12 protein-coding genes are annotated in these 13,003 nt (G+C 70.5%); 3 read left to right on the top strand and 9 right to left on the bottom strand.

Going from position 1 to position 13,003, the window contains the following annotated elements; translation table 11 throughout:
• Positions 1–29: 29 nt before the first annotated feature.
• Positions 30–1,025, bottom strand: a complete 996-nt coding sequence (locus tag ABH925_RS29690) for a carbohydrate ABC transporter permease (protein WP_370152854.1) — start codon at positions 1,023–1,025, stop codon at positions 30–32.
• A gap of 147 nt (positions 1,026–1,172) precedes the next feature.
• A complete protein-coding gene (locus ABH925_RS29685; protein ID WP_370152852.1) occupies positions 1,173–2,456 on the bottom strand; it encodes an extracellular solute-binding protein in 1,284 nt (427 codons plus the stop codon).
• A gap of 295 nt (positions 2,457–2,751) precedes the next feature.
• Here ABH925_RS29685 and ABH925_RS29680 point away from each other — a divergent pair, with 295 nt between their 5' ends.
• Positions 2,752–3,945: a homogentisate 1,2-dioxygenase gene (locus ABH925_RS29680; RefSeq protein ID WP_370152850.1), complete on the top strand. Its 1,194-nt coding sequence runs from the start codon at positions 2,752–2,754 to the stop codon at positions 3,943–3,945.
• 102 nt (positions 3,946–4,047) lie between these two features.
• On the opposite strand, the gene ABH925_RS29675 is transcribed toward ABH925_RS29680, so the two are convergent.
• The 4 genes from ABH925_RS29675 to ABH925_RS29660 all read right to left on the bottom strand — a co-directional run bounded on the left by ABH925_RS29675 (position 4,048) and on the right by ABH925_RS29660 (position 7,338).
• Positions 4,048–4,659, bottom strand: coding sequence for a hypothetical protein (locus ABH925_RS29675; RefSeq protein ID WP_370152848.1), 612 nt, complete (start codon positions 4,657–4,659; stop codon positions 4,048–4,050).
• Positions 4,656–4,943, bottom strand: coding sequence for a hypothetical protein (locus tag ABH925_RS29670; RefSeq protein WP_370152846.1), 288 nt, complete (start codon positions 4,941–4,943; stop codon positions 4,656–4,658). Before ABH925_RS29670 ends, ABH925_RS29675 begins: the two co-directional genes overlap by 4 nt.
• A 17-nt stretch (positions 4,944–4,960) precedes the next feature.
• Positions 4,961–6,178 carry a WXG100 family type VII secretion target gene (locus ABH925_RS29665; RefSeq protein ID WP_370152844.1) on the bottom strand — a complete coding sequence of 406 codons (1,218 nt, stop codon included), beginning with the start codon at positions 6,176–6,178 and terminating at the stop codon, positions 4,961–4,963.
• 152 nt (positions 6,179–6,330) lie between these two features.
• Entirely contained in the window at positions 6,331–7,338 is a 1,008-nt protein-coding gene (locus ABH925_RS29660) for a LacI family DNA-binding transcriptional regulator (RefSeq protein WP_370152842.1), read from the bottom strand.
• 152 nt (positions 7,339–7,490) lie between these two features.
• Here ABH925_RS29660 and ABH925_RS29655 point away from each other — a divergent pair, with 152 nt between their 5' ends.
• A complete protein-coding gene (locus ABH925_RS29655) occupies positions 7,491–9,020 on the top strand; it encodes a UDP-N-acetylglucosamine 1-carboxyvinyltransferase (RefSeq protein ID WP_370152840.1) in 1,530 nt (509 codons plus the stop codon).
• 102 nt (positions 9,021–9,122) lie between these two features.
• Complete coding sequence (locus ABH925_RS29650; protein WP_370152839.1) at positions 9,123–10,877, top strand: hypothetical protein; 1,755 nt, start codon at positions 9,123–9,125, stop codon at positions 10,875–10,877.
• A 13-nt stretch (positions 10,878–10,890) separates the two neighbouring features.
• On the opposite strand, the gene ABH925_RS29645 is transcribed toward ABH925_RS29650, so the two are convergent.
• The 3 genes from ABH925_RS29645 to ABH925_RS29635 all read right to left on the bottom strand — a co-directional run bounded on the left by ABH925_RS29645 (position 10,891) and on the right by ABH925_RS29635 (position 12,663).
• Complete coding sequence (locus tag ABH925_RS29645; protein ID WP_370152837.1) at positions 10,891–11,511, bottom strand: ATP/GTP-binding protein; 621 nt, start codon at positions 11,509–11,511, stop codon at positions 10,891–10,893.
• A gap of 82 nt (positions 11,512–11,593) precedes the next feature.
• Positions 11,594–12,322 carry a hypothetical protein gene (locus ABH925_RS29640; protein ID WP_370152835.1) on the bottom strand — a complete coding sequence of 243 codons (729 nt, stop codon included), beginning with the start codon at positions 12,320–12,322 and terminating at the stop codon, positions 11,594–11,596.
• Entirely contained in the window at positions 12,319–12,663 is a 345-nt protein-coding gene (locus tag ABH925_RS29635) for a hypothetical protein (RefSeq protein WP_370152833.1), read from the bottom strand. The genes ABH925_RS29640 and ABH925_RS29635 overlap by 4 nt, the downstream gene beginning before the upstream one ends.
• Positions 12,664–13,003 lie beyond the last annotated feature (340 nt).

Below are 13,003 nucleotides of genomic sequence, written 5' to 3'. Positions count from 1 at the left end.
GTCGCTGCGGTCCGGGAGGGCGTCGGTGCTCACGAGGCGGCCTCGCTCCGTGCCAGCACCCGGCGGTAGATGCCGGTGAAGACCACCAGCAGGGAGAGACAGAGGATGCCGACGGCCGCCGAGTTCGCGAAGTCCTGCGGCATCTGACCGAAGAACAGCTGGTAGGAGTAGGTGACCAGGATCTGCACGCTGTCGCTGGAGCCGGCGCCGAAGAGCAGGTAGATGACGTTGAACTGGTTGAAGGTCCAGATGATGCCGAGCAGGATCACCGTGCCGCTGACCGGGCGCAGCCCGGGCAGGGTGACCTGGGTGAAGCGCTGCCACGGCGAGGCCCCGTCCACCTCGGCGGCCTCGTGCAGCTCGCTGGGGATGGCCTGCAGCCCGCCCAGGAACGACAGCATCATGAACGGCACTCCGCACCAGGTGTTGACCAGGATCGCGGCGACCTTCTGCCACAGCGGGTCGCTGAGCCAGGCCGGGGTGCCCAGGTGCAGCGCGCCGAGCAGGCTGTTGACCGCCCCGCCGTCGCTGAGCAGCAGCCGCCAGGAGAAGACGGTGACGAAGGTGGGCACCGCCCAGGGCAGGATCAGCAGCACCCGGTAGAAGGTGCGGAAGCGCATCTTGCGGTTCATCAGCACGGCCAGGCCGAGCCCGATGCCGACGGTCAGCGCGACGCAGACCACGGTCCAGACGATGGTCCAGACGAAGTGCGGCCAGAACTGGTTGTCGGGACCGGTCAGCAGGTCGACGTAGTTCTGCAGGCCGACCCAGCTGTAGCTGTCGGGGATGTGGTTGACCCCGATGGTGCGGCCCACGTTGAGGCTGTTGGCGTTGGTGAAGGTCAGCAGGAAGCCCTGGACCAGCGGGTAGCCCACCAGTGCGCCGATGACCAGGACCACCGGCAGGCACATCGCCCAGGCGTACCAGTACTGGTCGTACGAGCGGCGCAGCCGAGCCACCAGCCCGGTGCGCGGTTCACGGTCGCGACGCTCCTCGCGGGCTGTGCCCTGGACGGCGACGGTCATCGGTCTGACACCTCTTCGGCTCTGTGGCTCTGACTCTGGGGTTCTGGCTCTGGGGCTTGGGGCTCTGGGGCTCTGGGACGAGGGAGTGCGGGCGGCGCCGCGTCCGGTGGAGCGCCCCAGGCACGAGGCGCTCCACCGGACGGACGGTCACTGGGTGGCGAAGCCCGGGAGCAGCTTCCTGGTGGCGGTGGTCGCGTTGTCCATTCCCGCCTGGGTGCTCTCCTGGCCGGCCAGGATCTTCAGCAGCTCGGTGTTGAAGAGGCCGTAGATGGAGCTGTACTCGGCCAGCGGCGGACGCGGGACGCCGGCGCCGAGGATGGTCTGGAAGCCGGCGATGCCCGGGTTGGCGGTGACGGCCGGGGTGTAGGCGTCGCTGCGGGTGGGCAGGGTGGCGTTCTTGGTCGCGATGGTCTGCTGCGACTGGGCGGAGGTCATGAACGCGATGAACTTCTCCGAGGCGGCCTGGTGCGCGGCGTCCGAGCCGGCGTAGGCGACCAGGTTGTGCCCGCCGATCGGGGCGCCGGACTTGCCGGTGGAGCCGGCCGGGACCGGGGCGATGCCCAGGTTGGTCTTGTCGCTGAAGGCCGTGCCCTTGTAGACGTTGGTGGTCTCCCACGGGCCCTGGACGATCATGGCGACCTGGCCGCTCTCGAAGCGGTCCATCATGCTCGCGTAGGCGTTGGCGGTGGTGTCCAGCTTGCCCACGCCGGGGCTGGCGAGCAGGTCCTTGATGGTGTTGATGCCCTTGACCGCGGCCGGCGAGCTGAGCGTGATCTTCTGCGCGGTGGCGTCGACCATGTCGGTGCCCTCGCCGTAGAGGAACGGCATCGCGTAGTAGGAGGCGGCGTTGAAGTCGAAGCCGTCGACGCCGTCCTTCTGCTTGACCAGGGCGGAGTCGGCCTTCAGCTGGTCCCAGCTGGTGGGCGCGGTGGTGATGCCGGCCTTGGCGAACAGCGCCTTGTTGTACATCAGGCCCAGGGTGTCGGTGACCAGCGGGACCCCGTACAGGTGGCCGCTGTAGCTGGCCTGGGTGATCAGCTGCTTCTCGAAGGCGCTGGTGTCCGCGGCGGCGGGGGTGCCGTCCAGCGGGACCAGGTAGCCTGCCTTGGCGAAGCCGGGGGTCCAGCCGACGTCGGAGCGCAGCACGTCGGGGGCGCCCTTGCTGCCGGCCGCGGTCTGGAACTTGGTCTGCGCGTCGGCGAACGGGACGTTGACGTACTTGACCGTGATGTCCGGGTTGGCCTTCTCGAAGTCCGCGACCAGGGCCTGGTACGTGGGCGCCTCGTTGGTGGCGTCCGAGGTGTCCCACCAGGTGATGGTGACCGGGCCGGCCGCCTTGGCGGACGAGCCACCGCTGCCACCACTCCCGCAAGCGCTTGCAGAAACCGCTATCGCTGCTGCCAGTACAGCCGCCGCAATGCCACGACGCATTGTGAACTCCTTGGGGAAGGGTGGGTGCCCTAGTGGGGTGGGGGTGGGAGGAACGTAACAGCGGTATGACCGGCATGGAAAGTCCTTGCAGCAACTTTCTGCAAGGCGGACTGATCGTTACATCCACGTGTCCCGGGCGTTGCCGTCCCTCGACGAGCCCGTAGAGCCCGGCAACGCACCGGGACGCTGCCGCCGACCCGGCGTTCCTTGACAGCGGCGGGGTGCGCGCAATGGGATGGGTGCTGGTGCCCCACCGGGCATCAGCCCTGGCCAGAGTCGCTCAGGAGGCGAAAAGGTGGCGTACTACCGCAGCGCGGGATCGGTCCCCCCGAAGAGGCACACCCAGCACCGGGATGCCGAGGGGGCCCTCTACTTCGAGGAGCTGATGGGAGAGGAGGGATTCTTCTCCGACTCCTCGCTGCTCTACCACCGGCACCTGCCGTCCGCGCTGGTCGACAGCCGGATCTGGGCACTGCCCGAGGACAAGACCGAGCCCAACCATCCACTGAAGCCGTACCACTTCCGACTGCACGACCTGTTCCCCGGCGAGAGCTGGCGGCAGTGCGACCCGGTGCGGGACCGCCGGGTGGTGCTCGGCAACGCCGACGTCCGCATCGCCTACGTGGCCGCCGGACTGCCGTCCCCCCTCTACCGCAACGGGATAGGGGACGAGTGCGTCTACGTCGAGTCCGGCAGTGGCGTGATGGAGAGCGTCTTCGGCAGCCTGGAGGTCGGTGAGGGCGACTACGTGATCGTCCCCCGGGCCACCACGCACCGCTGGCTGCCCACCGGCGACGTCCCGTTGCGGCTCTACGCCATCGAGGCCAACAGCCACATCACCCCCGCCCGGCGCTACCTGTCGAAGTACGGGCAGCTGCTGGAGCACGCGCCGTTCTGCGAGCGCGACCTGCGCGGCCCGGACGGCCCGCTGGTCTCGGACGAGCCCGGCGAGGCCGAGATCTACGTGAAGCACCGGGTCGGCGGCGGGATCGGCGGGACGATCTTCACCACCCCCGAGCACCCCTTCGACGTGGTCGGCTGGGACGGCTGCCTCTACCCCTACGCCTTCAACATCAGCGACTACGAGCCGATCACCGGCCGGATCCACCAGCCGCCGCCGGCGCACCAGGTGTTCGAGGGCAACAACTTCGTCATCTGCAACTTCGTGCCCCGCAAGGTGGACTACCACCCCCTCTCCATCCCGGTGCCGTACTACCACTCCAACGTGGACAGCGACGAGGTGATGTTCTACTGCGGCGGCGACTACGAGGCACGCAAGGGCTCCGGCATCGGCCAGGGCTCCGTCTCGCTGCACCCCGGCGGCCACACCCACGGCCCGCAGCCGGGCGCGTACGAGCGCAGCATCGGCGCGGAGTCCTTCGACGAGCTGGCGGTCATGGTCGACACCTTCCGCCCGCTGGACCTCGCCGAGGGCGCCCGCGCCACCGACGACCACCGCTACGCCTGGAGCTGGAACCGCCCGCAGTAGGCCGCTCCGGCCCACGTCACCCGGCCCGCGTCACCCGGCCCGCAGCCACCCCTGGTCCGACAGCCGGGGGTGGTGACCGCCGCAGGAGGTGACCGGGGCCGGCTAGCTGCCGCTGCCGAGGATGGGGGTGAGCCAGTCCTCCAGGACGGCCTTGCGCAGGTCGCCGTCCAGCACCCGGTCGTAGTACAGCACCGTGGCCAGCGCCAGCCGGCGGCTGACCCGGTCGTCCAGGATCCGCAGCGAGTACCGCGGGTGGCGCACCCCGACCAGCCGGGCCAGCTCGAAGCCCTCGCAGCCCGGCCCCTGGAACCGGATCCGGTACTGCAGCAGCGAGTCCATCGAGCGCTTCATCGGCGCCAGCGCCAGCACCGGGCCGTAGCGCAGCTTGGTCATCCCGGTGGGTTCGCCGGTCAGCGCCGGCAGCCCCTCCTGCTCGAAGGTCCACACCTCGCGGCTCGCCACCAGCGTGCTGCGATGGTCGACCGTGCCCAGCCTGACCTTGTCCGGGCCGGTGGCGGTGCGCGGGGTGACCCAGCCCTCGTGCACGTCCAGGCCGGGCCCGGTGCAGATGCTCAGGGCGTGCTTGGAGGTGAAGACGAAGTCCTTGTGCAGCCGCGCGACCGGCGCCGGCCCGCCGTCGGTGAACACCTCGAAGGTGGTGCTCTTCAACCCGTGCCGACCGACGATGGTGAGCTCGCGCAGCGTCTCGATCACTGGCCGCCCTGCCCCACGACCCGGGCCCGCCGGGTGACCGACTGGCGCAGCCGGCCGATCAGGTCGGTGACGTCGTCGACCTGCGCGCCCGCCTTCAGGCGGGCGTAGATGGCGCCGGCGATCTCCCGCTGCTCCGGGCTCTCGGTCGCCGACTGCCACAGCGCGGCCACACTGCCGGGCTGCGCGGCGGACGGAGCGGGCGGCGCGGCGGACGCGGCGGCGCGCTCCTGGCGTGCGGAGAGCGAGCGGCCGCCTATCCCGCTGCCGGAGAAAGGTGAGGTCATGTCAGAGGTCCAATCGCTCAGGCGGCGGGGAGCATGCCGACGCGGACGGCGCCGAGGGTCGGGTCCCAGCCGCTCTTCTCGAAGCTGAAGCCACGCTGCTCCACGTCGTTGATCAGGCTACCGATCGTCGGCATCGGCGACTCGAAGTCCTTGACCAGCGCGTGGATCGCGTTCTCGATCGTGGAGACGGCCTTCTGGATCAGCTCGAAGGTCTTCTCGATACCGTTGATGATCGAGATCGCGGTGGAGATGGTCCGGTAGAGCTCGTACAGCTTCTCCGCCGTGAAGATGCCGGCCACCACGTCGGCGACCGGGTCCTCGGGTCCGCCGCCGATGGCCTCGATGGCGGCGTCGCCGCCGAGACACTCCTCGCCCTCCTTGGCCATCTTGGGCAGCACCTCGATCATCAGCTTGTTGATCTCCCGGAGCGCCGCCTGCACCAGCAGGACCACGGCGTCGTAGCCGTCCTTGTAGATCTTCGCGACGACCTTGGCGCAGTCGCCGAGTCCGCCGATGCCCATGGTCCAGCTGAACATGTAGGAGTCGAAGGCGGTGGCCGCCTGGCCGGTCCACTCCGAGCCGAGCGCCCAGGAGCCCTTCCGCAGCGTGCCGGTGACCGTGTAGAGGCCGTCGCCGAGCTGGTCGTAGGCGTCGTGCAGGTAGAGCAGCTGCCCGTAGTCGCCGGCCAGCGGCTCCAGCAGCAGCGCCACCAGGCTCTGGCCGGTGAAGTACTTGAAGACCTTCTCGGCGACGGCCACCGGCCCGCTCTTGAAGCCCTCACGCATCGTCAGCATCTGGTGCGAGATGTTCTTCGCGGTGTCGTCGGCACCGCTGGTCGGCTCGGTGGGCTTGACGTCCTCGTCGGTGTAGTTGCCGACGGCGGAAGCGCCCGGGATCGCGCCGAGGTCGGGGAAGCCCGCGAGCGGCGCCGGGTAGAGCTTGCTCAGGCCGGCGGCTATGCCCTGGTCGGTACCGGTGTACCCGGAACTGGTCTGGTCCACCTTGGAGGAGACCAAGTGCATCCCGCGCACGCACTGGGCGGTCTTCTCCGAGAAGTACCCGGAGAACTCCGGGACGACGCCGCGCAGCAGCGCGAGCAGACCGTCCAGGCCGGTGGTCTCGGAGCACTCGTGACCGCACCACTTGCCCAGGTCCCCCAGGTGGCCGCCCTGAGCGGTGACCAGACCCGAGTAGCTGTGGAAGTCACCCTGCGGCGGCGTCCTGAAGCCCGTCATCGTCACATACCCCCATCGACACGAATGCCGCCGACGATAACAAACACTCGCACGCCCGTTCGCGTGGGGTATCAGGCGACAGATGATCACAATATATGGATCATTTCGCGCAAAACAGCGACAGAACGAGACGGGGCGCCCCCCCACCAGGGCTAGCGGGGCGCGGGCCCGGTGGAGCCGCGGACCACCAGCTCCGGTTCGAACAGCAGCTCGTCATGGGTGACCTGGGCGCCCGCGATCTCACTGGCCAGCAGGTCCACGGCGGCCCGGCCCATCGCCTCGATCGGCTGCCGGATGGTGGTCAGCGGCGGATCGGTGCAGGTCATGAAGGAGGAGTCGTCATAGCCGACCACCGACACGTCCTCGGGAACCCGCAGCCCGCGGCGGCGCACCGCGCGGACCGCGCCCAGCGCGATCGGGTCGCTGGCGCAGATCAGCCCGGTGACCCCGCGCTGCAGCAGCCGGGTGGTCGCGGCCTGGCCGCCCTCCAGCGAGTAGAGGGCGTGCTCGACCTGACTGTCGGGCAGCTCGATCCCGGCCCGCTCGGCCGCCACCCGGGCCGCTGCCAGCTTGCGCCGGGACGGGATGTGGTCGGCCTGGCCCAGCACCAGGCCGATCCTGCGGTGGCCCAGCGAGACCAGGTGGCCCATGGCCTGCTCCACCGCGACCCCGTCGTCGCAGGACACCTGCGGGAAGCCGAGGTCCTCGATCGCCGCGTTCAGCAGCACCGTCGGCAGCCCGCGCTGGGCCAGCCGCTCGTAGTGCTCGTGCGGGGAGTCGGCCTGCGCGTAGAGGCCGCCGAAGAACACCACACCGGAGACGTGCTGCTGCAGCAGCAGTTCCACGTAGTCCGCCTCGGAGACCCCACCGGCGGTCTGGGTGCAGAGCACCGGGGTGAACCCCTGCTGGGCCAGCGCACCGCCGACCACCTCGGCGAACGCGGGGAAGATCGGGTTCTGCAGCTCCGGCAGCACCAGCCCGACCAGGCGCGAGCGCTCGCCGCGCAGCTGGGTCGGCCGCTCGTACCCGAGCACGTCGAGGGCGGTGAGCACCGCGGTCCGGGTGTTCTCGGAGACCCCGGGCTTGTCGTTGAGGACACGACTGACCGTGGCCTCGCTCACCCCGACCTTTCGCGCCACCTCAGCAAGTCGTCGCGTCATGCCCGCAAGTGTATGGCACAGCACGCAAACGGCTTGCTCTCTTTTGCAGGCCGCTGGAAGTGGCGCGCGCTCCCCCGGGAGGCGGCGCGCTCCGTCACCCGAATGCCCGTACTTCAGCTCTGGTATCTCATGTGTGAGATAGAGTCACAGCCGTGACAGATGATTACCTCATCCGCATCGGCAAGCTCATCCGTGACGCCCGCCAGCATCGTGGCTGGACACAGGCGCAACTCGCGGAGGCTCTGGACACCAGCCAGAGCGCGGTGAACCGGATCGAGCGCGGCAACCAGAACATCAGCCTTGAGATGATCGCCCGCATCGGCGCCGCGCTGGACAGCGAGATCGTCTCGCTGGGCTACGCCGGTCCGATGCATCTGCGCGTCATCGGCGGCCGGCGGCTCTCCGGCAGCATCGACGTCAAGACCAGCAAGAACGCCTGCGTCGCGCTGCTCTGCGCCTCGCTGCTGACGACCGGTCGGACCACGCTGCGCCGGGTGGCCAGGATCGAGGAGGTCTACCGGATCCTGGAGGTGCTGGGCAGCATCGGGGTCAGGTCGCGCTGGATCAACGACGGCGCGGACCTGGAGCTGACCCCGCCGGCCGAGCTCGACCTGGCCGCCATGGACACCGACGCGGCCCGGCGGACCCGCAGCGTGATCATGTTCCTCGGCCCGCTGATGCACCGTCACGACCGCTTCAAGCTGCCCTACGCCGGCGGCTGCGACCTGGGCACCCGTACGGTGCAGCCGCACCTCAACGCACTGCGCCGGTTCGGCCTGGAGATCACCGCGACCACCGGCATCTACCACGCCGAGGTGGACCGGACGGTGCACCCGGAACGGCCCATCGTGCTGACCGAGCGCGGCGACACCGTCACCGAGAACGCGCTGCTCGCGGCGGCCCGGTACGACGGCGTGACGGTGATCCGCAACGCCAGCTCCAACTACATGGTGCAGGACCTCTGCTTCTTCCTGGAGCAGCTGGGCGTGCGGGTGGAGGGCATCGGCAGCACCACGCTGACCGTGCACGGGCTGCCCCGGATCGACTGCGACGTCGACTACTCCCCCTCCGAGGACCCGGTCGAGGCGATGAGCCTGCTGGCCGCGGCGGTGGTCACCGAGTCCGAGCTGACGATCCGCCGGGTGCCGGTCGAGTTCCTGGAGATCGAGCTGGCGGTGCTGGAGGAGATGGGCCTGGACCACGAGCGCGGCGAGGAGTACCACGCCGACAACGGCCGCACCCGGCTGGTGGACCTGCTGGTGCGGCCGTCCAAGCTGCGCTCGCCGATCGACAAGATCCACCCGATGCCGTTCCCCGGCCTCAACATCGACAACGTCCCCTTCTTCGCGGCCATCGCCGCGTTCGCGCACGGCTCCACGCTGATCCACGACTGGGTCTACGACAACCGGGCGATCTACCTGACCGAGCTGAACCGGCTCGGCGCGGACGTCCAGCTGATGGACCCGCACCGGGTCCGGGTCCAGGGGCCGACCCGCTGGCGGGCGGCCGAGATGATGTGTCCGCCGGCGCTGCGGCCCGCCGTGGTCGTGCTGCTGGCGATGCTGGCGGCCACCGGCACGTCGGTGCTGCGCAACGTCTATGTGATCAACCGCGGTTACGAGGACCTCGCCGAGCGCCTCAACACCATCGGCGCCCACATCGAGACCTTCCGCGACATCTGACCGCGACATCTGACCGCGGCACACCTGAGCCGGGCCGGGCTGAGGGTCCGTGGTCATCCCGTGTACACGGAGGTCTTACCGAGGTCGGTTAGCGTGTCGGGCATGACCGCCACGCGGCTCCGGCTCCCGAGCCCCCGCACCGGAACCCGTTCGGCCTCCCCGCTCGACGGCGAGGCCGACGACCGCCCGCCGTCCCTGCTGCACCGGGGGCTGGCGCTGCTGGCGTTGCTCTCCCTCTTCCAGGGAACGGCCGCCGCACTGCGGGCACAGGCGCTGGGCAGCCGCGTCCTGTTACTGCTGCTGATCCTGCTCTACGGGGTGATGCTGCTGCTCGCCGTGTTGACGTTCACGGTGCGGCGGCAGCGCTCGCTGCGCCGGGTCGACCTGGCCGTGCTCGCCGTGGCGGTACTGCGCTTCGCCGAGTTCTTCGCCGCGAGCGCGGGCCGCCACACCGCCGTCTACCAGGACGACGAAGGGGCGCTGGTCACCCTGGCCGCGCACGCCCTGGCCGGCGGCGGCCACGTCTACGGGGTGCACTGGCCGGACTTCGCGCGGCAGTTCCAGATCAGCACCACCCCGTTGATGAACGGTGGTTACGCGGACAGCTACGGCTACCCGCCGCTCAGCGTGCTGCTGAGCGCGCCTCTGGTGCGCGTGCTGCCGGCCTGGGTACCGGTCGCCGGGCTGTTCAGCAGCGGAGCGGTGGTGCTGGCCGCGGTGCTGATGTTCCGGCTGCTCCCGGTCCGGCTCCGGCCCGCCGCGACGGTGCTCTGCTTCGGCTTCAACTACCTGCTCTTCTACGCCCGCAACGGCTATCCGGTGCTGCTGGCGCTGCCGCTGCTGATCATCGCCGTGAACCAGTGGACCAGGACCGGAACGCGAGGACGGCTGGGCCGGCCCGGGGTGGTCAGCGCCGTCTGCCTCGGCCTCGCCGCCTCAGCGCACCAGCTCACCTGGTTCCTGGTCCCGTTCCTGCTGGCCGGGATGCTGCTGGCGCGGCGCGGCGAGCTGGACCGGCCGGCTGCGCTGCGGGTCACCGCCCGCTACGCGGCTCTCGCCCTGGGCGCCTTCCTGCTGGTCAACCTGCCGTTCGCGGTACGGGACGGCGCAGCCTGGGCCGGCGGCGTGTTCAGCGTGCTCACCCAGCACGCCACCCCGCAGGGGCTCGGCCCGGTCGACATCAGCTACTACCTGACCTCCGGCAGCGGTGACCTGGGCATGTACTCGACCGCCGCCCTGGCGCTGCTGGTCGGCACCTTCGTCGCCTTCCTGCTGTTCCCGCGCCGGCTGGCCCCGGCGCTGGCGGTGCTGCCCTGGCCCGCGTTCTACCTCTCCACCCGCTCCACCGAGACCTACTTCGTGCTGCTCGCCCCGGTGTGGCTGGTCGCCTACGCGACCTGCCGCAGCACCGACTTCGACCGCCTGTGGCAGTGGCGGCCCCGGCCGCTGCGGGACCGCCGGGTGCGGCTGGCGCTGCCCGCGCTGCTGGCACTGCCGGCCCTGGCCTGCCTGCTGGCGGCGGTGTGCTCACCGGTGCCACTGGAGCTGAGGGTCACCGCACTGACCGAGGGCGCTCCCAGGGACGGGGTGCCGACGGTGGCCGGCATCCGGGTGGACCTGCGCAATGTGTCCGGTCATCCGCTCACGCCCACCTTCGCGGTGAGCAACGACTCCTGGCTCGACACCGGCTGGACGGTGCAGGCGGGCCCGCGCATGCTGGCCCCCGGCCAGAGCGGCAGCTACCGGCTGCAGCACCGCAGGGTCCCGATGGAGGCCAGCACGAAGGGGCACACCTATCTGCGGGTGCTGTCCGACGATCCGCAGACCCTGACCAGCGCCGCGCTCCCGATCGGTTAGCAGGCCCGTCAGTTCAACGGAGCCCCTCGGCCGGTCGGCAGCCGTAGGTCAGCGCGAGCGTGACGACCTCGGCCAGGACCTCCTTGACGGAGTCCCGGGAGCGGGCGTCGCACTGCAGCAACGGGATGTCCGGATCCAGGTCGAGGGCGGCCCGCACCTGGTCCAGCGGGTAGGGGCGGGCGCCCTCGAAGCAGTTGACCGCGACCACGAAGGGGATGCGGCGCCGTTCGAAGTAGTCGACCGAGGGGAAGCAGTCCTGCAGCCGCCGGGTGTCGGCCAGGACCACCGCCCCGAGCGCGCCGATCGCCAACTCGTCCCAGACGAACCAGAACCGGTCCTGCCCGGGGGTGCCGAACAGGTAGACGGCGAGACCCTCGCGGATGTCGATCCGGCCGAAGTCCATGACCACGGTGGTGGTTCGCTTGCCCTCGACCCCCGCGGTGGAGTCCTGCGGCCGGCCGGCCTCGCTCAGCCGCTCCTCGGTCCGCAGCGGCCTGATCTCGCTGACGGCACCGACCAGGGTGGTCTTTCCGACGCCGAAGCCGCCTGCCACCAGGATCTTGAGAGCGACGGGGGCGACGGCAGCGACGGGGGCGACAGGGACCTCGGCTGTCGAATGCGCGTAGGAATCCACGCGCGCGATCCTAGACCCGTACGTTCCGGACCGGTCGGCCCGACGCCGCCCCCGACCTGCCGCCCCCGACCTGCCGTCCGGTTCAGCCGCCGGACAGTTGAGCGAACCGGGCGAGGCTCTGGGTGTAGGCGACCGGGGTCACATGGATGGGCCCGGTGTAGGGGTGGGTCATGTGCAGCACCATGTAGATGCCGAAGCCGACGATCGCCCCGACCAGGCCGAGCGCGACGGACTCACGCAGGTGGAAGGTGAGTCCGGCGATCGGCGCGTACAGCAGCACCAGCAGCCCGGTGCCGATCAGCGCCGGGTACAACGGGGCCGGCAGGGTGGCCGAGGTGTCCGCGAGCCTGATCTGCCGGGCCGTGTAGACGGACGCCAGGTCGGTCAGCTCCTGGGCCCGGGCGGGGGTGTTCGGCAGCGCCTCGACATGCGCCCGCACCGCGTCGAGGTCGTTCCAGGTGATCGGGCTCGCGGTGCTGCGGGCCATGCTGGCCCACTCGGTGCCGATCACCGAAGTGACGTATCTGCGCAGCAGCGGACGGGTGGTCTGGTCGGCGTCGGTGTACGCGGCGTTGAGGGCGCGCGCCTCGTCCCAGGTGTGGCCGCGCGCGGTGTTGAGGTTGGACCAGGAGCCGGCGATCAGGAACGCGGCGACCAGGATGAACGAGGACAGCGAGGCGGAGCCGAGGAACCCCAGCGCACCTCCGGAGAACGACCCCTCCTTGGAGCGGGTGGTACGGCCGAAGGCGGCCAGGATGCTGACGGCGACGGCGCCACCGAGCAGCGCGCAGAGAACGAAACCCAGGATCAACGGTGTCTCCCGACGGCGTGACTGAGGAAGCTCGCGCCTGCGGAGATCAGCGCGGGCAGGGTGATGGCGACGAAGACGAACGCGGCCTCGGGCGAGGCGGGTGCCGGCGCGGGCGCGCTCTCCTGGATCACCGGCGGCTGGTACGGCGCGGCGGTGACCGGGTGCAGTTGGGCCGGCGCGGGCCGGCTGGGCAGCACCGCGAGCGGGTGCGGACGCGTGACCGCCGGCGCGGGCGGCAGCACGGTCCGGTGCGGCGGCGGCGCGGGTGGTGGCGCGGGTGGTGGCGGGGGCTTCGGCCCGGTGCAGTGCGGGTGCGGGAACGGCGGTGGGGACGGCTGCACCGGTCGGGGCTGCAGAGGCGGACCACCCCCGGGCCCGCCCGGCCCCGGCGGCCCGGGCGGCACCGGTAGCGGCGGGGGCGGCACCGGTGGGGGTGGTGCGGCGCAGGGCCAGTGATGATGCGACAGGCTGCTGATGTGCTGCATGAGCAGCAACTTTCCAGGCCAGGGCCCGATGCATCGTCAGGCGGCCGGAACTCACCCGACCGGGGAAAAGATCATCGAACACCCGGCCGTTCCCTCGCCGAGCTTGCGAGGGTTCACGCAGTGTTCGCCAGGACGGTGGCCCGGCGCGGGGCGGGGTCCCGCTGACGCGTACATGATGCTTACTCGCACCGTGGTG

The organism is Streptacidiphilus sp. EB129 (genome assembly GCF_041262645.1).
Classification (GTDB): domain Bacteria; phylum Actinomycetota; class Actinomycetes; order Streptomycetales; family Streptomycetaceae; genus Streptacidiphilus.
Note: the sequence above shows the minus strand (reverse complement) of the source record. Positions and strands in the feature narration are given on the sequence as shown.